Origin of the sequence: Paraburkholderia sp. (assembly GCF_026225065.1) — a bacterium.
GTDB lineage: Bacteria > Pseudomonadota > Gammaproteobacteria > Burkholderiales > Burkholderiaceae > Paraburkholderia.
Genome location: NZ_JAMFSB010000239.1, coordinates 1 through 23,437 on the forward strand (window position 1 = coordinate 1; position 23,437 = coordinate 23,437).

The 23,437-nt window shown below is 62.3% G+C and carries 20 protein-coding genes and 2 riboswitches; of the genes, 11 read left to right on the top strand and 9 right to left on the bottom strand.

The genetic code is table 11. The features are described 5' to 3' along the window. The 6 genes from M0954_RS17470 to M0954_RS17495 form a co-directional block, all read left to right on the top strand. Nucleotides 1–771, top strand: a 771-nt coding sequence (locus M0954_RS17470) for a glycerol-3-phosphate dehydrogenase C-terminal domain-containing protein (protein ID WP_297354536.1), incomplete at its 5' end; no start/stop codon positions are given. Nucleotides 772–799: 28 nt separating this feature from the next. Beyond that, nucleotides 800–896: riboswitch (glycine riboswitch) on the top strand. 78 nt (nucleotides 897–974) lie between these two features. After that, nucleotides 975–1,158, top strand: a riboswitch (glycine riboswitch). A 64-nt stretch (nucleotides 1,159–1,222) separates the two neighbouring features. Next, nucleotides 1,223–2,338 carry a glycine cleavage system aminomethyltransferase GcvT gene (gcvT, locus tag M0954_RS17475; protein WP_297354572.1) on the top strand — a complete coding sequence of 372 codons (1,116 nt, stop codon included), beginning with the start codon at nucleotides 1,223–1,225 and terminating at the stop codon, nucleotides 2,336–2,338. 38 nt (nucleotides 2,339–2,376) lie between these two features. Continuing rightward, nucleotides 2,377–2,757: a glycine cleavage system protein GcvH gene (gene gcvH / locus M0954_RS17480; RefSeq protein WP_297354538.1), complete on the top strand. Its 381-nt coding sequence runs from the start codon at nucleotides 2,377–2,379 to the stop codon at nucleotides 2,755–2,757. Between the two features lie 168 nt (nucleotides 2,758–2,925). Next, the gene (gene gcvP, locus M0954_RS17485) at nucleotides 2,926–5,853 is read left to right on the top strand and encodes an aminomethyl-transferring glycine dehydrogenase (RefSeq protein WP_297354540.1); all 2,928 of its coding nucleotides are present in this window, start codon (nucleotides 2,926–2,928) and stop codon (nucleotides 5,851–5,853) included. Beyond that, nucleotides 5,750–7,087, top strand: coding sequence for an alginate lyase family protein (locus M0954_RS17490; RefSeq protein WP_297354574.1), 1,338 nt, complete (start codon nucleotides 5,750–5,752; stop codon nucleotides 7,085–7,087). Before gcvP ends, M0954_RS17490 begins: the two co-directional genes overlap by 104 nt. Before the next feature lie 18 nt (nucleotides 7,088–7,105). Continuing rightward, on the top strand, nucleotides 7,106–8,494 hold the full coding sequence (locus tag M0954_RS17495) for an L-serine ammonia-lyase (protein WP_297354542.1): 1,389 nt from the start codon (nucleotides 7,106–7,108) through the stop codon (nucleotides 8,492–8,494). A 169-nt stretch (nucleotides 8,495–8,663) separates the two neighbouring features. Here M0954_RS17495 and M0954_RS17500 read toward each other — a convergent pair whose 3' ends face one another. Continuing rightward, the gene (locus M0954_RS17500) at nucleotides 8,664–9,449 is read right to left on the bottom strand and encodes an SDR family oxidoreductase (RefSeq protein ID WP_297354544.1); all 786 of its coding nucleotides are present in this window, start codon (nucleotides 9,447–9,449) and stop codon (nucleotides 8,664–8,666) included. Between the two features lie 385 nt (nucleotides 9,450–9,834). Here M0954_RS17500 and M0954_RS17505 point away from each other — a divergent pair, with 385 nt between their 5' ends. From M0954_RS17505 to M0954_RS17525, 5 genes are all read left to right on the top strand, one after another. Further along, entirely contained in the window at nucleotides 9,835–10,887 is a 1,053-nt protein-coding gene (locus M0954_RS17505) for a glycosyltransferase family 4 protein (RefSeq protein ID WP_297354546.1), read from the top strand. A gap of 191 nt (nucleotides 10,888–11,078) precedes the next feature. Then, nucleotides 11,079–11,945 carry a hypothetical protein gene (locus M0954_RS17510; RefSeq protein ID WP_297354548.1) on the top strand — a complete coding sequence of 289 codons (867 nt, stop codon included), beginning with the start codon at nucleotides 11,079–11,081 and terminating at the stop codon, nucleotides 11,943–11,945. Beyond that, a complete protein-coding gene (locus M0954_RS17515; protein ID WP_297354550.1) occupies nucleotides 11,942–12,664 on the top strand; it encodes a TylF/MycF/NovP-related O-methyltransferase in 723 nt (240 codons plus the stop codon). The genes M0954_RS17510 and M0954_RS17515 overlap by 4 nt, the downstream gene beginning before the upstream one ends. Nucleotides 12,665–12,751: 87 nt before the next feature. Further along, nucleotides 12,752–14,422 carry a hypothetical protein gene (locus M0954_RS17520; protein ID WP_297354553.1) on the top strand — a complete coding sequence of 557 codons (1,671 nt, stop codon included), beginning with the start codon at nucleotides 12,752–12,754 and terminating at the stop codon, nucleotides 14,420–14,422. Beyond that, on the top strand, nucleotides 14,419–14,976 hold the full coding sequence (locus M0954_RS17525) for a dTDP-4-dehydrorhamnose 3,5-epimerase family protein (RefSeq protein WP_297354555.1): 558 nt from the start codon (nucleotides 14,419–14,421) through the stop codon (nucleotides 14,974–14,976). The genes M0954_RS17520 and M0954_RS17525 overlap by 4 nt, the downstream gene beginning before the upstream one ends. Before the next feature lie 64 nt (nucleotides 14,977–15,040). On the opposite strand, the gene M0954_RS17530 is transcribed toward M0954_RS17525, so the two are convergent. The 8 genes from M0954_RS17530 to M0954_RS17565 form a co-directional block, all read right to left on the bottom strand. Continuing rightward, nucleotides 15,041–16,264, bottom strand: coding sequence for a class I SAM-dependent methyltransferase (locus tag M0954_RS17530; protein ID WP_297354557.1), 1,224 nt, complete (start codon nucleotides 16,262–16,264; stop codon nucleotides 15,041–15,043). A 10-nt stretch (nucleotides 16,265–16,274) separates the two neighbouring features. Beyond that, on the bottom strand, nucleotides 16,275–17,360 hold the full coding sequence (rfbG, locus tag M0954_RS17535) for a CDP-glucose 4,6-dehydratase (RefSeq protein ID WP_297354559.1): 1,086 nt from the start codon (nucleotides 17,358–17,360) through the stop codon (nucleotides 16,275–16,277). After that, nucleotides 17,360–18,136 (bottom strand): glucose-1-phosphate cytidylyltransferase, encoded by a 777-nt coding sequence (rfbF, locus tag M0954_RS17540; RefSeq protein WP_297354561.1) that lies wholly within the window; start codon nucleotides 18,134–18,136, stop codon nucleotides 17,360–17,362. Before rfbF ends, rfbG begins: the two co-directional genes overlap by 1 nt. A gap of 64 nt (nucleotides 18,137–18,200) precedes the next feature. Continuing rightward, nucleotides 18,201–18,971 (bottom strand): cephalosporin hydroxylase family protein, encoded by a 771-nt coding sequence (locus M0954_RS17545; protein WP_297354563.1) that lies wholly within the window; start codon nucleotides 18,969–18,971, stop codon nucleotides 18,201–18,203. Further along, nucleotides 18,968–20,020, bottom strand: a complete 1,053-nt coding sequence (locus tag M0954_RS17550) for a class I SAM-dependent methyltransferase (RefSeq protein WP_297354565.1) — start codon at nucleotides 20,018–20,020, stop codon at nucleotides 18,968–18,970. Before M0954_RS17550 ends, M0954_RS17545 begins: the two co-directional genes overlap by 4 nt. After that, nucleotides 20,017–20,862, bottom strand: a complete 846-nt coding sequence (locus M0954_RS17555; protein ID WP_297354567.1) for an NAD(P)-dependent oxidoreductase — start codon at nucleotides 20,860–20,862, stop codon at nucleotides 20,017–20,019. Before M0954_RS17555 ends, M0954_RS17550 begins: the two co-directional genes overlap by 4 nt. 126 nt (nucleotides 20,863–20,988) lie before the next feature. Beyond that, complete coding sequence (locus M0954_RS17560) at nucleotides 20,989–22,665, bottom strand: hypothetical protein (protein WP_297354569.1); 1,677 nt, start codon at nucleotides 22,663–22,665, stop codon at nucleotides 20,989–20,991. Between the two features lie 223 nt (nucleotides 22,666–22,888). After that, nucleotides 22,889–23,437, bottom strand: a 549-nt coding sequence (locus tag M0954_RS17565; protein ID WP_297354571.1) for a branched-chain amino acid ABC transporter substrate-binding protein, incomplete at its 5' end; no start/stop codon positions are given.

Sequence of the window (23,437 nt, forward strand, 5' to 3'; positions counted from 1 at the left end):
AGCTCGGGGCTCGTGACGGTTACCGGCGGCAAGTGGACGACTTACCGGAAGATGGCCGAGGATGTCCTCGACGCCGCCTTCACCTCGCATTTGCTGGAAATGCGGCCGTGCCAGACGGAAGCCTTGCCTTTGCACGGCGCACCCACCCGGCGGACAACGGCGCGCGCACCGAACGTGGCGCCCGCCGCGCCCGTCATGGCTGCACCGTCGATGCCCGCTGTGGCATCCGCAACGGCTTCGGCTTCGGCTGCGCCCGAGTCTGTGATTGCCAAACAGGACGCCGCCGCCCTGTCGACGGAAGCACCCGCTATCGCTGCAGAAGCGCCCGAGCCGGTAGCTGCGCCGATCACTGCACCGACCATCGCTACCGCTCCCGCCGTGGCCCCCGATCCCTACCATTCCGTCTACGGCACGGACGCCGGCCTCGTCTTCGCGCTCGAAGGCGCGGACGAGCAGATCGTGCCGCAACTCGATCTCACGATCGGCCAGGTTCGCTACGCGGCCCGCTGCGAGTTCGCGCGCACGGTGGAAGACGTCCTCGCACGGCGCCACCGCGGCTTGCTCCTCAATGCGCGCGCCGCGCTGGCCGCCGCGCCGCGCGTCGCCCTGACCCTCGCCACCGAACTCGGTCATCCGCCCGTCTGGATCGAACAGCAATTGAAGGAGTTCGCAAAGATCGCCGAGCCGTACCGGGTCACCCGTCGCGACGGCGAAGCCGCCCCGGCGCGGGCCGAGGGGGTCAGCTCACCCGACGCACTTCTGATCAATTGACACCAGCGGGGGGGCTGACTTAAAGTCGCGTGGCGCGTCGGGAGAGCGCGGTCAATCAGCAACGGTCGACCGCCGCCGAAGGGGAACACCCGCAAACTCTCAGGCAAAAGGACCGTCGCGCCGAAGCCGGAACCGCCTGTTTTGCGCGGCCGGATCGATCGAATCGATCCCGCTCGCCGATAAAACGCCGGTTGTACCCCGGCCTTCGTATCTCTGGAGAGCGGCAGCAGCCCCCCGCGCCGGTTTGACCGGCACGCAGGCCGACTGCCCACCGAAGGGGCAAGCGCATGGCAAACCGGATCAAGGTGTCCGGCCCGCCGGGTCGAGTGGAGCCGCAAGGCCCGCGAGACCGCGCCATCTCTCAGGTAAAAGGACAGAGGGGATCTTGCTCCGGCCGAGACGTGGCCGGGCACCCCTTATGGACCCGACCTGCCCGAGCCGCGCTGCCCCGATGACCGATCTGAAACATACCCCGCTGCACCCCCAACATCGCGCCGCGAATGCGCGCATGGTCGATTTCGGCGGCTGGGACATGCCCGTCAATTACGGCTCCCAGATCGACGAGCATCGCGCCGTGCGCACCGATGCGGGCATGTTCGACGTCTCGCACATGTGCGTCGTCGACCTGACCGGGCCAACCGGCTCGGATGCGGTGCGCCGCTTCCTGCACAAGGCCGTCGCCAATAACGTCGACAAGCTCACGACGCCGGGCAAGGCGCTCTACTCGTGCATGCTGAACCCGCAGGGCGGTGTGATCGACGACCTGATCATTTATTTCTTCCGCGACGATTTTTTCCGGCTCGCTGTCAATGCGGCGACTGCCGACAAGGACATCGCCTGGCTTGAAGGCCTCAACGCCGACGGCGGCTTCGGCCTCACCCTGACGCCGCGTCGCGACTTCGCGCTGATTGCGGTCCAGGGTCCGAACGCCCGCGCGAAGGTCTGGGAGGCACTGCCTTCGGTGCGCGCCGTCACGGAAAACCTCAAGCCCTTCAACGCCGCCGTGATCGCGGACACACCCTTCGGCGAAACGATGGTCGCGCGCACCGGCTACACGGGCGAAGACGGCTTCGAAATCGCGCTGCCGGTCGACCACGCCGCCGCACTCTGGCAAGCGCTCGAAGCAGTGGGTGTGCGTCCCGCCGGGCTCGGCGCGCGCGACACGCTGCGCCTCGAAGCGGGCATGAACCTCTACGGCCAGGATATGGACGACACCGTCTCGCCGCTCGACGCCGGCCTCGCCTGGACCGTCGAGCTCGCCTCGGAGCGCGACTTCGTCGGCAAGGCCGCGCTGCGCCCCGACGCGACGCAGAGCTTCGTCGGCCTGATCCTGCGCGAAGCGGGCGGCGTGCTGCGCGCCCACCAGAAAGTCATCACCGCCCACGGCGACGGCGAAATCACGAGCGGCACCTTTTCGCCCTCGCTCCAACAGTCTATCGCCTTCGCGCGCGTGCCGGCCGGCGTCGTCGCGGGCGACGTCGTCAAAGTCCAGATTCGCGACAAGGCATTGTCGGCCAGCGTCGTTAAACTGCCATTTGTGCGCAATGGCAAGGCGCTCGTTTCCTGACAGCTCGTCTAACCCGAACCATCGATCAAGGAACTCCCATGAGCATTCCAGCAGACCTGAAATACACCGAATCCCATGAATGGGTGCGCCTCGAGAGCGACGGCAGCGTGACCATCGGCATTACCGATCACGCGCAGGAAGCCCTTGGCGACATCGTGTTCCTCGAACTGCCGGAAGCCGGCAAGACCGTCAGCGCGGGCGACGCCATCGCCGTGATCGAGTCGGTCAAGGCCGCCTCGGACATCTACGCGCCGCTGTCGGGCGAGATCGTCGAAGCCAATACGGCTCTCGCCGCCGCGCCCGACCAGGTCAACAGCGAGCCCTATGGCTCGTGGCTGTTCAAGCTCAAGCCGACAGACGCCGCCGCGCTCGACAAGTTGTTGTCGGCACAGGCTTACGGCGAAACGATCGGCGAGTAAGTCGCTAGGCGATCCGGAGGCGCGCGGTGAACAGCCGCGCACCGGCCGGCCCGCTGGCACCGCCGACCCGGCGGCCGCCTCCTTTTGAACCGCGGGCGCAACGACATCGGCAACGCACCTCGACCGATAACCTTGCCCCCGCACGCAGCACCGCAGCAGGACCTTGCCATGAAGCTCGAACACCCGAACCCGACCGACCGCCTCTCGCTCAATGCGCTTGAACGCCACGATGCGTTTGCCGAGCGCCATATTGGCCCCGACCTCGCCGAACAGCGCGAGATGCTCGCCGCACTCGGCTTCAAGACGCGCGATGCGCTGATCGACGCCGTCATCCCGGCCGACATCCGCCGCACCGATATCCTGCCGCTCGGCCCGTTCACGCAGGCGAAGAGCGAAGCCGAGGCACTCGCGGCGCTGCGCAAGCTCGCCGACAAGAACCAGGTGTTCAAGACTTACATCGGCCAGGGCTACTACGGCACGCACACGCCAGGCGTCATCCTGCGCAATGTGCTCGAGAACCCCGCCTGGTACACGGCCTACACGCCTTACCAGCCCGAGATTTCGCAAGGCCGCCTTGAAGCGCTGCTCAACTATCAGCAGATGGTCAATGATCTGACCGGGCTGGCGATCTCGAATGCATCGATGCTCGATGAAGCGACCGCGGCGGCCGAAGCGATGACTCTCGTGCACCGGGTCGGCAAGCCGAAGTCGAATGTGTTCTTCGTCGCCGACGATGTCCTGCCGCAGACCATTGAAGTGGTACGCACGCGCGCCGAGCCGCTCGAGATCGAAGTCAAGGTCGGCCCGGCTGCCGACGCGGCCACAGCCAATGCGTTCGGCGTGCTGCTCCAGTATCCGGGCGTCAATGGCGACGTGCGCGACTACCGCGCACTCGCTGAATCGGTCCATGCGGCCGGCGGCCACGTGATCGTCGCAGCCGACCTGCTGGCGCTGACCTTGCTGACGCCTCCCGGCGAATGGGGCGCGGATGTGGCCATCGGCAACTCGCAGCGCTTTGGGGTGCCGCTCGCCTTCGGTGGCCCGCACGCGGCCTACCTCTCCGTGCGCGACGAATTCAAGCGTCAGATGCCGGGCCGCCTGGTCGGCGTGACGGTCGACGCTCAAGGCAAGCCCGCACTGCGCCTCGCGCTGCAAACGCGCGAGCAACATATCCGCCGCGAGAAAGCGACCTCGAATATCTGCACCGCACAGGCTTTGCTCGCGATCATGGCCAGCATGTACGCGGTCTATCACGGCCCCGCGGGGCTGCGCGGCATCGCGCAACGCGTTGCCCGGATGACCTCGATTCTCGCGGGCGGCCTGCGCAAGCTCGGCTTCACTCTGGTCAACGACAGCTTCTTCGACACGCTGACCGTCACCGTGGGCGCCCATACCGACGCGCTCCACGCAGCGGCCAGCGCACGCCGTCTGAATCTGCGTGCGATCGACAGCCAGACCGTCGGCATCTCGCTCGACGAAACGACGACGCGCGCCGACCTGCTCGACCTGTGGGGCGCCTTCGCCGAAGCAGCCAATCTGGATGCGCTCGTCGCCGCCGATATCGATGCGCTCGACCGCGATGCGCAAGACGGCTTCGACGCGTCGCTGTGCCGTGCCACGCCCTTCCTCGAGCACCCCGTCTTCAACCGTCACCACAGCGAACACGAAATGCTGCGCTATCTGCGCAGCCTCTCCGACAAGGACCTCGCGCTCGACCGCACGATGATCCCGCTGGGTTCGTGCACGATGAAGCTCAATGCCACCTCCGAAATGCTGCCGGTGACCTGGCCCGAGTTCGCGAACATCCACCCGTTCGCACCGGCCTCGCAAACCGTCGGCTACCGCGAGATGGTCTCGCAACTCGAAGCGATGCTGGTCGCCGCCACCGGCTACGCGGCCGTCTCGCTGCAGCCCAATGCGGGCTCGCAAGGCGAATACGCGGGCCTGCTGGTGATCCGCAAATATCACGCGTCGCGCGGCGAAGGCCATCGCGACGTCTGCCTGATCCCGGCGTCGGCGCACGGCACCAATCCGGCCTCGGCTCAGATGGCGGCCATGCGGGTGGTGGTCGTCGCCTGCGACAACAACGGCAACGTCGATATCGCCGACCTGCGCGCCAAAGCCGAGCAGCACGCCGACAAGCTTGCCGCGATCATGATCACCTACCCGTCGACCCACGGCGTGTTTGAACAGAACGTGCGCGAGATCTGCGAGATCGTCCACACTCACGGTGGCCAGGTCTATGTCGACGGCGCGAACATGAATGCGATGGTCGGCCTGTCGGCGCCGGGTCAGTTCGGCGGCGACGTCTCGCACCTGAACCTGCACAAGACCTTCTGCATTCCGCACGGCGGCGGCGGACCGGGCGTGGGCCCGATCGGCGTGGGCGCGCATCTCGCGCCGTTCCTGCCGAACCAGCGCTCGACGGACTATGTGCGCGGCGAACAGGGCATCGGTGCTGTCTCGGCCGCGCCTTACGGTTCCGCGGCGATCCTGCCGATCTCGTGGATGTATATCGCGATGATGGGCGCGAGCGGCCTGAAGGCGGCGACCGAGAACGCGATTCTCAGCGCCAACTATCTCGCCAAGCAGCTCTCGCCGCATTTCCCGGTGCTCTATACCGGCCCGGGGGGCCTAGTCGCGCACGAGTGCATCATCGACCTGCGCCCGATCAAGGAAACGAGCGGCATCACGGTCGACGACGTCGCCAAACGCCTGATGGACTATGGCTTTCATGCGCCAACCATGAGCTTTCCGGTGCCGGGCACCCTGATGATCGAGCCGACCGAATCGGAGCCGAAGATCGAACTCGACCGCTTTATCGCCGCGATGACCGCGATCCGCGAGGAAATCCGCGCCGTCGAGGAAGGTCGCGCCGATCGCGAGGACAATCCGCTGCGCCACGCCCCGCACACCGCGGCCGTCGTCACCGCGAACGAGTGGCCGCATGCGTATCCGCGTGAGCAGGCCGGTTTCCCGGTCGCGTCCCTCCATGCGAACAAGTACTGGCCGCCGGTCGGTCGCGCCGACAACGTCTACGGCGACCGGAACCTGTTCTGTTCCTGCATTCCGGTGTCCGAATACGCCGACGCGTGATGTCGACGCTGACCGAGGACGACAAGCCCGCGGTCAGCGGTTAACATCACAGTCGCCGGACAGACCGGCGACGGGAGAAAGGCGCATGGCGGTATACAACACACGCGTGGCGCGGCCAAGGTCCGCCGCGCCATCTATAAAACATCGCATCACCCATTCAGGTCCCGCTTCGGCTATCGCGTCGGCGATCGCATTCTCCGCCGCGTTGCTGCTCACACCCGCCGCGCATGCGGCGATGAATTTCTGCGCGGCGCCCGCGCTCCAGAATGGCGAACGCGAGGACGCCAATTCGAGCGTCCACGCAATGATCGTCGAGGCACAGGCGCACGTGGACGACACGCCGCACCCCCTGTCGCGTCTGCACACCGAGGGCACTCTGCCGCACGAGGGCATCTACGACGAATCGGTGACTGCCGAGCAAGAGCTCGATCTGATGCGCGACACCGCGCTCGCCTGGCGCGCGACCGCCGACCCGCGTTTTCTCAAGATGGTCGACCGCTTTCTGCTCGCCTGGGTCAAGACCTATACGCCAAGCTTCAATCCGATCGACGAAACCCGGTTCGACTCGCTCATCCTCGCCTACGACCTGACAGCGAGCGCACTGAGCGCATCGACGCGCAATGCGACCGTCGACTTCCTCCAGACCCTGGGCAACGGCTATATCGCCCAGATCGACGCCGCCAAGCGTCCCCTCGCGCAGACCTTTACCAATAACTGGCAAAGCCACCGGGTCAAACTCATCGCGATGAGCGCCTTCGCGCTCGACGACCGCAAGATGATCGACGCCGCGCGGCGCCTGTTCGCGCTGCAATTGCAGAACAATATCGGAGGCGACGGCCAGGTGCTCGACTACAGCGAGCGCGATGCTGTCCATTACGTCGTCTACGACCTCGAGCCACTGACCATGGCTGCCCTCGCCGCCCGGCGCCACCGGATCGACTGGCTGACCTTGCGCGCACAGAATGGGGCAACCCTGCAGGCGGCGCTCAATTGGCTCGTGCCCTACGCGCTGGGCCAGCAGACGCACGAGGAGTACGTCCACTCGCGCGTGCCCTTCGACGCAACGCGGCGCGAAGCCGGCCTGCCCGGCTTCAGCGGTAACTGGGATCCGAAGTCCGCGACGACCCTGTTCTATCTCGCCTCGCGCCTCGACAAACGGTATTTGCCGGTCGCCAAGCGGCTTTCCGCCCGGCCACCCGCCTGGCTCGGCGTCTGTCTGCCGACACCCACCTAGCCCCCTTTCGGAGTTTTCATGGCAGTCAGCGTGTTCGACCTGTTCAAGATCGGTATCGGCCCCTCGAGTTCGCATACCGTCGGGCCGATGCGGGCCGCGCTGCTGTTTGCCGAGGCCCTCGAACGCGACGGGCTGGCCGCCGACGTCGCCTCGGTGCGCGTCGAGCTCTATGGCTCGCTGGGCGCCACCGGCAAGGGCCACGGCACCGATCGCGGGGTGTTGCTCGGCCTGTCTGGCGAAGCGCCCGACACGGTCGAGCCGTCGACCATCAACGCCCGCATCGCGGCCATACGCGAGCGCAGCGAGCTCTCCCTGCTCGGCCGGTACCCCGTCAGGTTTGTCGAGCGCGAACATATCGTCTTCTACCGGCAAGCCTTGCCCGAGCATCCGAACGGCCTCAAGCTTTACGCCCGCAATGCGGCCGGCGACGTGCTGCGCGCCTCGACCTACCTCTCGGTTGGCGGTGGTTTTGTCGTCACTGCCAATGCACCAAATGCGAAAGTACTCGCCGCGTCCGATCAGTTGCCGAACCACTTCACGAGCGGTGACGAGTTGCTCGCGCTCTGCAAGCAGAAGCAGCAGAGCATCGCCGAACTCATGTGGGACAACGAGCGTACATGGCGCAGCGATGAAGAGATACGCGGCGGTCTGCTCAAGATCTGGGGTGTGATGCAGGCCTGTGTGTCACGCGGCTGCGGCGTCGATAACCCCGATGCGGACAAGGAACTGCCCGGGCCCTTCCACGTGCGCCGCCGCGCGCCGCAGCTCTATCGCGCGTTGCGCGCGAACCCGGAAGCCGCCTTGCGCGATCCGCTCTCGATGGTCGACTGGATCAATCTCTATGCAATCGCCGTCAACGAGGAGAACGCCGCTGGCGGGCGCGTCGTCACCGCGCCGACCAATGGCGCGGCCGGCATCATCCCGTCGGTTCTTCACTACTATTCGCGCTGCGTGCCTCAGGCAAACGACGATGGCTTGATCAACTTCCTGCTCACTGCAGGGGCGATCGGGATTCTCTACAAGCTCAATGCGTCGATCTCGGGCGCCGAGGTCGGCTGTCAGGGCGAGGTCGGCGTCGCGTGCTCGATGGCCGCCGCCGGACTTGCCGCGGTGTCGGGCGGCACGCCCGAACAGGTCGAGAACGCAGCGGAAATCGGCATGGAGCACAACCTCGGGCTGACCTGTGACCCGGTGGGCGGCCTTGTGCAGATTCCGTGCATCGAACGCAATGCGATGGGTGCGATGAAGGCGGTGAACGCTTCGCGCATGGCGATGCGCGGGGATGGCAGTCACTGCGTGTCGCTCGATTCGGTGATTAAGACCATGCGCGAGACGGGCGCCGATATGAAGACGAAGTACAAGGAAACGTCGCGTGGCGGGTTGGCGGTGAATATCGTTGAGTGTTGAGCCCGGTTACGTCATCGGTCTACGGGGAGCAGGACCGATGACGCGTATTTTCTCGTGTCGTCATGCCGTCGTACCTGGGTGTCCGGGTGCAGTCGTGCAGTCGTGCAGTGGTGCCGGAAAGCGTAAAGCTGGGGGGCGGGTCCTTTCTCCCTGTCGCCTCGAGACCGACCTACTCACCACTCCTTGCCGGATCCCGATGGAGATAAAGGACATCCCGGTCGACGCGACGCAGATGCTGGCCTCCATCCACGGTGAAATCGACCCCGTTGTATCCCTCACCCACGAGAAGTTCGATCGCCCGGGCCAGATCCTGCGGTCCGGCGATCCGTGCGAGCGGCGTCGAATGAAGACTCGCGTACTCGAAATCGGCGAGCGATTGATCATCGCTCGGCAGCGCAAGTCCAGGGTAGACGGCGTTCACGCGCAACACCGGATGCGCCGACAATGCGAGCATCTTCGTCAGGTTGCCTAGAGCGGCTTTGCCGACCGTGTAGCTGAAATGGTCCGCGTGGAAGTTGTCGCGAACCTTCTGGTCGATCACATTGATCACTGCTCCCGTCGAGCCGGCCGCCCGAGCCCGAAGATAGAAGGCGCGAGCGAGCAACAGCGGGGCGCGACCGTTGGTTGCCCAGGCGCGATCGAATTCGTCGATCTCGAAATCGTCGAAACGGTCGTGCCCGAACACCGACGCGCAGTTGACCAGCACATCGAGCCGCCCGAATCGCTCATAGACCCGTGCGACCAGATCGGCTGCCTGAGCCGCAACCGCGAGGTCCGCGTGTAGCGCGCACGCCTGCTGGCCCCGAGCGACGATCCCGTCTGCCACTTGCTGCGCCTCGGCGGCCGAAGCGTTGTAGTGCACGGCGACATCGTAGCCCTGCGCACCAAACCACTCGGCGACGACACGTCCGATACGGCGCGCCGCGCCGGTGACCAGAATCACTTTACTGTCCATTTTCCGACGACATCCCCGTCCATTCGTATTGCCCGCGACACGCACGTACGCGCGCGGTGGGTTGCGGCTCCGCGTGACCAAGCCGCGATAACGCGTGCCCAACGTACTCCGGGCCGTCCTGCGTACCGGCAGCGGCAGCAAGAGCAGAAGCACAGGCGGCGCTTGAATTAGGCCGCATTTCGGCCCCTGTTCCACGAAATGTTCCGGGCCGCGCTCCGTAACATTCGTATCAAGGGCTTCTCCGGGCCGCGGCGCGCCATGGCGCATTGCGGGCACTTCACGCCCAGGTTGCATCCGGACACAGCGGATCACGGGTCCGCGTGACGCAGCAAGCATGCGCTAGCGATGGTATCGCAACCGGGCACATCGAACGATTTCCAACAACGTGAACATCCTTCTCATCAACGACGAGTTCTACATGACCGGGGCCAGCAGCGCCCTTTATGATCTGGCGCTGCATCTGCAGAGCGCAGGCCATGTCGTCTCGGTCATGCCGCGCGTGGATGGCGATGGCGAGATCCGTCGGCGATATCAGGAAGCCGGGATTCCGATCGTCACCAACGCGACCGGCACCGATCTCGTCATCGCGAATACGATGTCCCAAGGCGAAGTCGTCGCGCGCTTCGGCGCCGCGCTGCCGATTGTCTGGTGGCTGCACGAAGCCGAGATCGGACGTCAGATGATCATCAACAACCCCGCACTGGCGGCAGGGTTCCGGAGCGCCGCGCACATTGTGTTGCAGACTAACTTTCAGCGCGAGGTCTATCACTCGTTCCTATTTGACACGCGAACTGAGGTGAGTGTCATCCCCTTCTGGAACGAGGCGGTCTATCGGGAACGTCCGGTGCGCAAACCCTCGCGCAACGGCAAACGACACATCGTCGCCATCGGCACGATCGAACCCCGCAAACGCATCGCCGACATCATGGCGGCCGTCGAAAACTTGCACGACAAGAAACTCGTGGAGTGCACATTCATCGGCAAAGACTACAACATGCTCGACGCGGCATTCGTCGCACTCGCGCAAAAGCATCCCGAGCGCTATCGCTTCGTCGGCGAGAAGTCGGGCAAGGATGCGCTCGAGCAACTTGCGTCCGCGGATGTCTTCGTCCTCGCGAGCGATAGCGAATCTCAACCGTTGTCGCTGTTCGAGGCATTCGAGCTCGGTGTGCCCGTCTGTCTGTCGGCGCTGGAGACCTATAAGCATGTCGGCATCATGCATGGCATTCACGGGTTGATGCACCCGTCCGGCAATATTCCGATGCTGACGGCCAACCTTAGAACGGCACTCGGCGATTCAGTCGTGCGCAGTCAACTCGTCCAGGGTGGCAAGCAACTGATCGATCAGAAACGCAAAGTCGACTGGAAGACCTCGTTCGACCGCGTGATCGAAACGGTGTGGAATCAGCGCAGGCCAGCCTTGGGTAAGGCGGCGTAGGCCGGTATCACGCGGCGCAGCCGCTTCGAGAAATGAATTAGGCCCTGTTAGGGCGTCATTTTCGCGCTTGAGGATGCGCAAAGCTAGCCGATACTTCCTCGACGATGCAAATGTTTGCGCGCTGTCGTCGGACTTCGCGCCAGATTCGGACAACGCACCCAACTGAAGGCCGGTGTGCGCAGGGGACAACGATGGATTTACATGTAAATAAAGCTCGAAATCACGTCGGCATCAGAGAGGCGATCTATTCAGGCGCGATCTTTCTTGAAACGCAACTGAAGACCGGGCAGCAATTGCGCGACTTCGCGAAGCACACCATCGCGCAGGTGCTCGGCCCTGACGTCGACCCTCTAGTGCTGCACACGCAGCTGTCTGTAAAAGAATTCGTCACGACCGTGTCGCGCATCAAAAGCCAGTTCACCAACAGCGCGGAAGTGAAAGCGATCATTCGCGACTTCATCTTGGAACTCGGTGAAAATCCCGCCGACTATCTGTTTGACGTCCCGCGTCTGCGCGTCGTTCCGCACTACGACTATCTGCATGCCGGGGTGAGCTATGCGTACAAGCCGCATCGCGACACGTGGTACGGCTCGGTGCAATGTCAGCTGAACACCTGGATGCCCGTGTTTGGCGTGACGCCGGACCAGACGATGAGCATCAATCCCGAGTATTTCAGCCTGCCGGTGAAGAACTCGTCGGTCGACTGGCAGTTGACTGAGTGGATCAACAAGGAGCGCTGGAAAGCCTCGCAAGAGCTGACCGAGGAAACCCGCGTACATCCCGTGCCGCTCGAAAGCCTCAACACGTCGAACGAACTGCGCATCGGCCTGAACGGCGGCGAGATGATCGTGTTTTCCGGCACACACCTGCACGGCACCGTGCCGAATCGCAGTGGAAACACGCGTTTCAGCGTCGATTTCCGCCTGATGCATATCGAAGATTTGAAGGCCGGACGGGGAGCGGTCAATGTCGACAACGGCTGCCCAGATCCCGAAGCCGGCTTCAGCGACTATTTTCACGCCGACAGTTTTCACCGTTTTCAGGAGGTACTCACATGACCAAGCGCCGACTCACCGAAGCCGAGAGGGCGTTCGCGGCCAAGCGCGCTGAAGTGCTCGACCGCGTTGATGCAAACTACGTCGCCAGCGCTCCATTCGTGTTCGCGGACCGCATCACCGTGACCGCAGCACTGTCGCGCATCGAGCTGTTCAAAAAGGTGCAGGAGATTCCCGGCGCAATCATTGAATGCGGCGTGTACCGGGCTAACTCGCTGATGCTCTACATGCATCTGTCGACGATTCTCGAGCCCTACGCGATCAACCGCTCGATCATCGGCTTCGATACGTTCTCGGGTTTCACCGGCATCGATGCTGAGCACGATCCGAGCGACATCAACACGACAATGTTCGCCGACACTGACATGTCGCTGATCGAGCAGATGATTGAAGCGAACGATCTGGTGCGTCCGGTCAACCGTATTCCGCGCTGCGAACTCGTTAAGGGCGATATCGCGAAGACTGCGCCCGAGTTCGTCAAGACGCGTCCGGACCTCGTCGTCGCGATGCTCATTCTCGACACCGATCTGTATGAATCGACCAAGGTCGCGCTGGAGACGTTCCTGCCATACATGCCGAAGGGCGCGATCGTGGTGCTGGACGAAGTGGCATACCGGAATTTCCCGGGAGAGACCAAGGCACTGCGCGAGGTACTCGAGTTGAACAAGGTCGAGCTGAAGCGTCTGCCCTTCGATGCGGCCACCGGCTACTTTCACGTGTAATGCTGCACCGATGCAAGGCCCCGCGCGATCGCGACGACGATTGCACCCGGGGCCTTGTGTCGATCTGAATCCGACGGGCACGCTGTCATGAAAGCCAACATCTTCCAGATCCCGCTCGACGAGTCCGCGCGCAGCGGCTGCGACGCGGGCTTTGTCGCACTCGCCGAGACCAACGCAACCTATGCGGAATGGGGCGAGTATCCGGCGATACGGAACTTCTTCCAGAACTACACCTCCATCGGCGATGAACTGTACGGCTTTTTCGCCGCAGACTTCAAGCAGCAGACCGGGTTGAGCGCCGAGCAGGTGTATGCGTTCATCGCCGACAACCCGGGCTACGAGGTTTACAGCTTCTCGTCAGCCGGGCAGGACGGCGCCTGCCACGTCAACGTCTTCGAGCAGGCCAATGTCGCGTATCCCGGCTTTGTCGAACTGGCGTCGCTTTGTCTGAAACGGATTGGCATCGATCTCAACCTGGAAGACCTCGTGATGGATGCGCGCTCGACCGTGGTGGGCCCGACGATCGTCGCGCATCCGTCGTTCTGGCAGACATGGTTCCCCCTCACCGAAAAGCTCCATGAAATTCTGGACGATCGGGACGCAGAACTCGATGCCGCGTTCACGGCGGTTGCGCAGCAGGTGGTACCCGACACGCTCAAGCGGGCGCTCGTCGATCGCTTCGCCGCGCTCGTGCTGGCGCTGTGCCCGGATATTGCAGTGCGTGGGTTCGATGTTTTGACGATGCCCTGGTCGAATGCAGCGATGCGGCCGTACGCGAATCAGATCACCTTTCTGAACGAGCTCAAATCGGGCTATGTGAAGTCGAACAACCGGGCCGACCTGACCAGCTTCTTCAAGCTGCGCGGCGCAATCTTGAAAGCGTGCGAAGGCGAACGGCTCAGTTGCGCGGCGGACGGCTTCATGACGACCGCACAACTCAGCGTGCAGGATCTGCTGTACGTGTGCTACACGCACGTCGAGTTGCCCTTTGAGTATCCGTCATTCGTCATGCCGATCTATCTCGGCCAGTCGCAACGGGAAGGCAGGACCAACCTGCGCGACCTTGCGCCCGAATGGGAGCCGTATCACCCGCAACTCGGGTCGCTTGCTGGCTGCTTTGCGTTGAAGAACTACATCGTCAGGAACGGGTTGCAGCTCCGACGCGTTGCCATGTGCCAGTACCGCAAGTTCGTGTCGACGTCGAAGATAGGGGGTGTGCCGGCGCCGAACTATTCGGTGATGGATGTCATCGGCAAGCACATTCTCACGAGCACCCATCTCGCCAAAGTCATGCTGCCCGGCAACGACGATTTGCTGATCGGACAATACTACGCTCTGGAGGGCGGCTGCCTGAGCCAATACTGTGCTGCGCATCCCGTCGAAGATCTGCTCCGCTTCGTTTCGGAAGCGATCGAACTGGGCGTGCTCGGCCAGCATGAGATCGCGGCGTTTTTCGACACAGAGCGTTTCGTTCCGGGCGGCATTGAAATGGGTGTATTCCCCGCCGCGTTCTGGGTCGAAGCGATAACTACAATCGAACGTGTCGTGCTCGCATGCGTAAAGCACGATCCAACCACCCGAGAGGGGTATCAGGCGCGTCGTTGGGCATTCTGCGTCGAGCGCCTGGGCAGCCATCTGTTGTTGAAGTACATCGCAGAGCGTTACGGCACGATCGACGACAACGCTGCGTTCATCGGACAACTGAACCTGTACAACAGCGACGAATCGACCGTCTACGCCGTCGGCAGCGCCACATGACGGCGAACAATTTAACCGCTTTGCCGATTGCCGGAGCCTACCTTGCGCAAAGCACGCCACACGAAGACAAGCGCGGCAGCTTCACGCGCCTTTTCTGCGCGCGCGATTTCGGCGACGCGCATGGCACACGCGACATCGTCCAGATCAATTGGTCACATACCGTGACGGCAGGCACCGTGCGGGGCATGCACTTTCAGGCGGGCGCCGATGCGGATGCGAAGTGGGTGCGCTGCCTGGAAGGACGGGTGTGGGACGTCATCGTCGACTTGCGGCGCGACTCGCCGACCTTCCTTCAATGGCATGCAGTCGAGTTGTCCCCGCACAATGCCCTTGCTGTATTCATCCCTGAAGGTTGCGCGCACGGTTTCCAGACGCTCGAACCCGATAGCAATCTTCTCTATCTGCATACAGCTTTCTATGCACCAACTGCCGAACGGGGCATCGCGCACGACGATCCACAGCTTGCGATCGCGTGGCCGCACGACATTGCGTCGCTGTCCGACCGCGATCGTGCGCTACCGAGCGTCGCGCAATATTTGAACGACGCCGCCTAAAGCTAAACGAAGAACAACGCTATTCGAATGAATGCGCTGTTCTTCTTCGACGCACCGCCCGACGTTAAAGATATCGGACTTCAGGCAGGGCCACGGCGAAGCGCGTTTCTTTGCCGAGCACTGCAGACTGTTGAGCGATGATCTCATCCGAGATATTCCACGGCAGGATCAGCACGACGTCCGGCTTCACACGCGAGAGTTCTGCGGGAGACACAATCGGAATGTGGCTACCCGGCATGAACTTGCCTTGCTTCGATGGCGCAAAGTCGCAGACGAACGGCAGCAAGTCCGGCTTGACGCCGGCATAGTTAAGAAGCGTATTGCCTTTTGCCGCTGCGCCATACGCGGCCACGACGACGCCCGCCTCCTTGCTGTCAATCAGGAAACGCAGCAAGCTGTTCTTCGTGGTGTTAACGCGGCTTTGAAAGCCCTGATACGTCGTTGGCCTGGTGATGCCGCATTCGCTTTCGAGCGCACGAATCCGCACGACGGAGGCGTCGTCGGCGCGCGCGTCGTCGATGTGGCACCCATAGACGCGCAGACTGCCGCCATGCGTTTTCAACTGCTCAACGCGGTACACGCGCAACCCTGCCTTCGCGAAGATGCGTTCGACCGCATACAGCGAGAAGTACGAGAAGTGCTCGTGATAGACGGTGTCGAACTGCCCCTCTTCGATCAGGCGGACGAGGTGCGGAAACTCCAGCGTGGTCGTGCCGCCGGGCTTCAACGCGACTTTCAGACCGAGCGTGAAATCGTTGACATCTGGCACGTGTGCGAACACGTTGTTGCCGATGATCAGATCGGCGCACTGGCCACGCTCGGAAAGCGTACGCGCGAGCCCGGCGCCGAAGAATTCACGCAGCACCGGCACGCCTAGCGCTTCCGCGGCGGCCGCCGTGCTGGCTGTCGGTTCGATACCGAGACACGGCACGCCGGCGGCGACGAAGTTGCGCAAAAGATAGCCATCGTTCGATGCGACCTCGACCACGAACGAATCCGTGCCAAGCGACAGATCCTCCGTAATCGATGTCACGTAGCGGCGCGCATGCGCGAGCCAGCTCTGCGATACCGACGAGAAATACGCGTAGTCCGCGTCGAACAATGCCTCGCGCGACGCATAGTCTTCCGTCTGCACGAGCCAGCAGTCCGTGCAAACAAAAAGCTTGAGCGGGTAATAGCGCTCCGGGCGCGTCAGGTCGTCGGCGCTCAGATAGGCATTTGACGGCGGTGCGAAGCCCAGATCGACGAACGGGAGTGTAAGCGGTTGACCACAGTGACGGCAGTTCAAGACATCTTCCTCAGTTTTGCACGGTAGCCGCTGCGTTGAAGCGAGCTTCGTAGCGCGCGATCTGTGCGAGCGTGATCTTTCGCGCTGGCAATCCGTTGCGGTGCGCCCGTTGCCATTCGGCGATCCACTGCAGCGCTTCGTCGAGTTTAAGCAGCGTGTCCCAGCCGAGGCGATCGCGCGCTTTGCTCGCATCGAGCAATAGAAGCCCCGCTTCATGCGGCGCGTTGGCCTCGGGCTGGGCGATGAACGATGCGCCATCGCCGAGCGACGAAACCAGTACTTGTGCGATTTCTTCCACTGAGCGCATGTCGTCCGAGAGGGGGCCGAAGTTCCAGGCGCCGGCGAATTGCGTGCCGTCTTCGAATAGGCGTTCAGCGAGCGCGAGATAGCCTGCGAGCGGTTCGAGCACATGCTGCCAGGGCCGCACGGAATGCGGCCGGCGCACAATGGCAGGCTCGCCCCGATCGAAGGCGCGCAACAGGTCCGGCACGAGCCGATTCGCGGCCCAGTCGCCGCCGCCGATGACATTGCCGGCGCGCGCGCTGGCAATGGCGGTCTTCGATGTTCCGTTGAAAAACGATTGTCGATAGCAGGCCGTCACCAGTTCGGAACAACCTTTGCTGTTGCTGTAGGGGTCGTGGCCACCTAGCGCATCGTGTTCGACATAACCCCGCTCGACTTCGCGGTTCTCGTAGCACTTGTCGCTCGTCACGTTCACGACGGCGCGCACGCCGTCCAGGTGACGGACCGCATCGAGCACATGCACCGTGCCCATCACGTTGGTCGCGTATGTTTCGATCGGATCGACATAGGACTGACGAACCAGCGATTGCGCAGCGAGGTGAAGCACCACTTCAGGACGCGCCGCTTGCATTGCGTCGCGCACGCTCCTTGCATCCCGCACGTCGCCGACGATGTGGGTCATACCCGAAGCCACTTCGGCCGCTTCGAAGAGCGAAGGCTTTGTCGGCGCGTCGAGCGCGAAGCCAGTGACCTGCGCGCCAAGCTGCTGCAGCCAAAGGCACAGCCAACTCCCCTTGAAGCCGGTGTGTCCGGTGACGAACACGCGGCGCCTGTGCCAGAACGCCAGATTCATCACCAGCTCTTCCAGGGTGCGTGGCCCGTCGCCCAGATGGCGTCGAGCTGTTGCTTGTCTCGCAACGTGTCCATTGGTTGCCAGAAGCCGTTATGACGATAAGTCTGCAATTCGTCGCCCGATGCGAGCCGTTGCATCGGCTCGCTCTCCCACGCCATGCTGTCGTCGTCGACGTAGTCGAGCACGCGCGGCGACACGACGAAGAAGCCGCCGTTGATCCACGACGACTGTGTCTGCGGCTTTTCGGCGAAGCCCACCACGGCGCGTTCGTCTTCGGCAATTTGCAGTACGCCGTAGCGACCCGGTTGCTGTACGCCCGTGACCGTCGCGAGCTTGCCGTGGCGCTTGTGGAAATTCACGAGCTCAGTGATGTTGATGTCGCCGACGCCATCGCCATATGTGAAGCAGAAAGCCTCTTCTTCGCGCAACAGATGCGACGCGCGCTTGAGGCGGCCACCCGTCATCGAGTGTTCGCCGGTGTCGAGCAGCGTGACGCGCCACGGCTCCGCATAGCGCTGGTGCACTTCCATCTTGTTCTGCGCGAGATCGAACGTGACATCGGACGAGTGCAGGAAGTAGTTGGCGAAATACTCCTTGATCACGTAGCCCTTATAGCCGCAGCAAATGATGAAATCCGTCATGCCATGCGAGGCGTAGATCTTCATGATGTGCCACAGGATAGGGCGGTCGCCGACGGTCACCATCGGCTTCGGACGTGCCTGGGTCTCTTCGGACAGGCGAGAGCCCAGTCCGCCAGCGAGAATGACAACCTTCATTTCGATTTGCTTCGTCCAGGATGATTATGGAGATCGGAGCGATGACGCGTCCGGCTCGAGCGGATTAGCGCACTCGCTTCAGATAACCTTCGGGTGCGACGGAGATCAGCAACTTGTTGTCGATCTGCCGGTCGATCTCGAACTCGGGATGCTGCTCGATGAACGCCCACACGGCAGTCTTCGGGTTGTCGCCCTGACCCCACGGTCGATTCGGAAATGCGCTATTCGGCAGCGCTTCGATGATTGTGTCGAAGGTCACGCAGTAGCTACCCGAGGTCACGAGCGGCGCATACGCATCAAGTTCCGCGAGCACGTGCTCATGGGTGTGATTCGAGTCGAGGCAAACCAGCACGCTTTTGTGGCCCTCGGCGTGCTTGCGAACCTGCTCGAGCACGTCGGGCGCGACCGACGAGCCTTGAATCAGATCGATCCGGTTCGCCAGCGGATGCGCTTCGATCGCCGCGCGGTTATGCGGGCGAATGTCGATATCGACGCCGACCACACGGCGCTTTGGTTTCGACGGATCGAGCAGTTCACCCTTTTCGGTGGCGTCGCACAAATCGAGCAGCGCGAGCATGGACGCGCTCAGGATCAACGAGCCGCCATGTGCGATACCCGTTTCGATGATGAGATCGGGGCGAACCTCCCAGATCAATTCCTGCATCGCGACCATGTCTTGCGGATACTGGATGATCGGGCGGCCAAGCCACGAGAAGTTGTACGAGTAGCCCGGTGCCGTCGTTTCGCGGACGAACTTCAGCCCGGCTTCGCGCAGTGCTGGGTTGCGACCGTTTGCGTCGATACGATCACGTACTTCCTGCTGGAATGAGTTCATTTGTCGATACCGATGTAGTTGAATTTAGCGCCGGCCTGAGAGCGGATTTCGTTGAGGTAGTTCGAGTTCATCACGTAGATCGTCGCGCCCTCTTCCAGGGTAGGCAGCACATCCCCCGGCGCGTGTACCCGCAGGCCCGTGGCAGGCAGATACTTGCCCTGCTTCGCGGGGTTTATGTCGATGACGGCGGAGACACGTGTGCCATTGCGCGCGCAATGCAGCGCAAAGATCACGCCTTTTGACGCGCCGCCCCAGATCACGGCGCCATTGGATGCAGGTGCGGGCTGTGCGACCTGCGGCATCAGCGCGGCGGGGAAACGCACAGCGTTGCTCGCGTCATAGCAAGGCATTCGCAGGCTCGCGAGATCCGCGACGATGTACTGATATTGCCCGCCAAACAGATAGCCGCTCTCGTGCACCGTGCCGAACATACGTTCGAAGTCGACCTGTCGGAAGTAGTTGACGTGTTCGTAGAAAATATCGAACCACGTGCCGTGGGTACAGATCCAGTCGAAGCAAGGCACTTCGATATAGATCTTCCCGCGTCCTCCATTCGCATCGCGAAGCAGTCTCAGAAACGAGACAGGATCTTCGACATGCTCGAGCACATGGCGCAAGACGAGGCCGTCACCCTGGACGCCTGCATTGGCATCGAAGTAACGCTTTTCAATGGCGGGGTTCGAACCTTCGTAGGCGGGATCAAACCCAGTGATATCGAAGCCGCGCGCGGCGAGCATCTCCAGAAAATAACCTTTGCCGCACGCCACTTCGATGATCGAGTGCTTGCCGAGCGTGCGCGTCACGATCTCGGCGACTTCCTCGAGATGCGCGCGAAATTGCGCGCTGACGGCCTGCTCGTTTTGATAGTGCTCGTCATAGACGGCCAGCTCTGGACGAAACGCGGCGTTATAGACGAGGCCCGTCTCCAGGTCCTCGACGAGTCGCATATCGCCGAGCGGCGCGTTGTGCGCTTCAGCCTGCGTCTCGTACATGCGGTTCTGAAAGACTGGCAGACGATCGGCGCGATAAAGTTCACGTACAGCAGTCATCGCTTCTCCAGTATGCGGTCGAGCTTCGCACGTCCGCCCCAGAAGGCCATCGGCTCGTAGTCGGAATAGGGATAGCGGCCCAGATCGAGCGTGATGTTCCAGTCGATGTCGCGCACCCATTGTTCGACAAGGCCGCGCACCGAGCGCGGCACGCCAGAGCACACATTCACGGCGCCGAGGTCTTTCCCGCTCAGGGCGAGCGCCACTAGATGCCCCGCCACTTCGTCGACCCCGAGGTAGTCGCGCAACTGTTCGCCGCCTGACATCGCGAAGGAACGGTCGCCGCGTTCGATCGTCGCGCGCAATTGCGGCAGCAACGACGTCGGTGCCTGTCCTTCGCCGTGCATGAAAAAGAGCCGCGCCCACGCGAGCTTGAACGCGCAATCACGTTGCAGGTATTCGAGCTGCTGACGCAGTGCGTCTTTCGCAAAGCCGTAGGGCGTCACGGGTGCGGTCGGATTGCTTTCATCAAGTGCGCCCGAACGCAGCCCGTATTCGAGGCACGTCCCCGCCACCACGAGCGACGGAAGGCCGGCTTCGACGAGCCCCCGCAAAAAGCCGTAATGGAGCGGCAGCTCGACCTCGAAGTGATGCCGTGCGCGATAGTGCGGCAGACCGCCCCAGGCGAGATGGATCAGCACGTCGGGCTTGCCGAGCAGATCGAAGGTGTTGTGCGGCGCTGCGGCGATGTCGAGCGTGACCCACTTCACGTTGCGTTGCTGCGGGTGCGCGGATGCCTCTGCACGTGTAATCGCGACAACGTCAAGACCGCGCGCCACCGCGTCAGCAAGTACATGCCGCCCGATGAAACCGGTCGCGCCGGTAATGGCGATTAGCGTCATGAAATGGTCCGAACGTTCGAAATGAGGTCGCAGTGCGTAGAGTCTGATGCAAAGTGTACGGAAGCCCCGCCAGAGCATTTTGGTGAAAAGCGGGGGGATTTCAGCCCAATTCCGGGAAAGTCGAACTCACAACGACAATACGAACTCCGTCAGCACCGGTTGCTGCTGGACCTCGTTCGACTGGCCGATAAACTTCGCCCGCCAGTCCGTATGCGCATAGGCATTCTGGAGCTGATTGAGCAGCAGATAGCTGCCAAACCGTTCCGCGCAAAGTACCCAGTTGTGCATGCGCGCATTGTCCATTCTTTTCCCGTACCGCTGAATGCAACCGCGGACGACCGTTTCGATCCCGGTGATTGAACGGACCCAGAAATCCGTGGGGAACACGCCCAACCCGATGCCGCCTGGCACGAAACGCTCCTCGGCAAAAAACGAAACGACCTCGGCCCTATTCAGTACGCCTTGCTCGACAGCCTCTGCAATGAAACGCAGGAGGTCCTCGGTAAAGTGAGCGTCCGCATACTGGTCAATCCACGGACCTTTGCCTGAGGAACGCTGGAACGAAGGCGCATCGCCAACGACAAAGTCGCGCGTACCCGGCTCCATCGCATCGGCCAATACAGCGGCATCGAGCATCGCAGGCTCGAACTCGTGGGCGTAGTCGGCACCGACGCGGTCGCCGATCGCATGATTCGTCACAAACTCATTCGGCGTGCACAGACCGACGCGGCGAACCTGCAGTCGAGTCTTGACGATATAACTCTTGAGTGCGAAGCAGCCCGCCAGTGCGCCAAGTTGGGTCTGGTACGGCTCCCATTCGGGCGCCAGATCGCGCGTATTGACCTTGCCGGCCGTCTGCTGTTGACCGAGGTGAATGGTCGAAACAAAAGACGGATATTTGAAACGCAAGGGTTCGTCGGCCAGACACACATACAGCAACTCGGGCGCCACTTGGCGCGGTGTCCGAATGAAACCGTTCTTCGTGGCGGCCACGCCCTCGCCCATGACCGCCTTCAGAATCGCACCGCGCAGCGCGAAAAAGCCGGCCAGCAAACTCTCGTCAGCATTGCTCAGATAGCCTGACTTGAGGTTATCAAGCATCACCATCTGGTCTTTGAATTGGGCGAAACCCTGATGTGAGAACGGCATCGCGCGCACATCGAACGGACACACTGCGAGTTCGGGGGTGAGCGCGAGCACCAGCGACGCGATGCGCTCGGCGAGAAACACCTTCATGCCGACCGGCAGGCGGTAGATTGTCAGCGAGTTGAGCTGGTTCGCGAGTACCGTATCGTTCTTCTCGCAAATGTCGAAGAGTTTCTCGGTCAGCGCAAACCACGTCTTCCAGAACGATGGCTTTGCTACGAAGTAGTTGCAATAGACGGTGGTACGGAAATCCATCACGAGGGTCTCGAGGTTGACCTCGATACCGAGCTCCTTCAGGAAGTCATTCGCAATCTCGACATGCCCCGGATGGAACAAATTGGCCTGCTCGAACACATTCAGGTAGCACGCCGCATCCTGAATGAACGGCGAGAACGTGTAGACGTCGTGACCCGGATGGCTGTCGATGTAATTCCGGACATCGCGCCCCGAAAGTCCTGTCTTCGCGCCGAAGCTAGGGGACATAAACCCGTACAGCTCGTTGCTGTTGAGCGTGTTGTTCAGGAAGTATTCGCGAATCGCCCAGTATTCGCGCCAATCTGCGCGCGGGTTCTCGATGTTGTCCAACGCGATGAAACCAGGGTCGATCTGATCGCGTGTCCGTTCGTCGTAGAAGATCTGGAAAATGTTCGCTTTCATGAGGCTGCCCGCTCCGTTTTCACGCTGCCATGGTTCGATCGCGGCGCGACGCACGCCTGTCGTCAGGCGCGCCAAGGCGCACGTCTTTATGGTTTCGGAGTATCGGAGAGAACCGCAACGGGTGAGACGCCGAACTGATGCCGGAACCCCGTCCAGTTTGAAGAATTAAAGCGTGGCACGGGCGGCGGCCGAGCGCCGCCACCCGTGTGAAACACCTGCTTGCTTACTTACCGCCCACTGTCTGCAGCGTCGTCCACTTACCGTCGACAACCTTATAAACTGTGATACCGCCGTTCTTCAGATCGCCCTTCGCGTCATAGCCGAGGTCCGCCGACGTCACCGAAGGCATGCTCGTCTTCGCGAGGAAAGGCAGGTACTTCGCCGGGTCCGTCGAGTTCGCCGCCTTCATCGCCATGAAGAGGGCCGTCGCGCCGTCATAGCCGTACGGCGAGTACGTTTCCGGATCCTTGCCGAAGCGCTTCTTGTAGTCGTCAAGGTACTTCTTGCCGCCCGGCATGTTGTCCATCGGCAGGCCTGCCAGCGAGGCTACTACGCCATCGGCCGCCGGCCCGGCGATCTTCAGGAAGGTGTCGGACTTGACCATTTCGCCGCCCATCAGGGTCGACTTGATGTCCAGCTCCTTCATCTGCTTGATCATCGGTGCAGCTTGCGCGTCAGCGCCGCCGTAGAACACGCCATCCGGGTGTTTTGCCTTGATCTTCGTCAGCACGGCCTTGAAGTCGACGGCCTTGTCGTTCGTGTATTCACGATC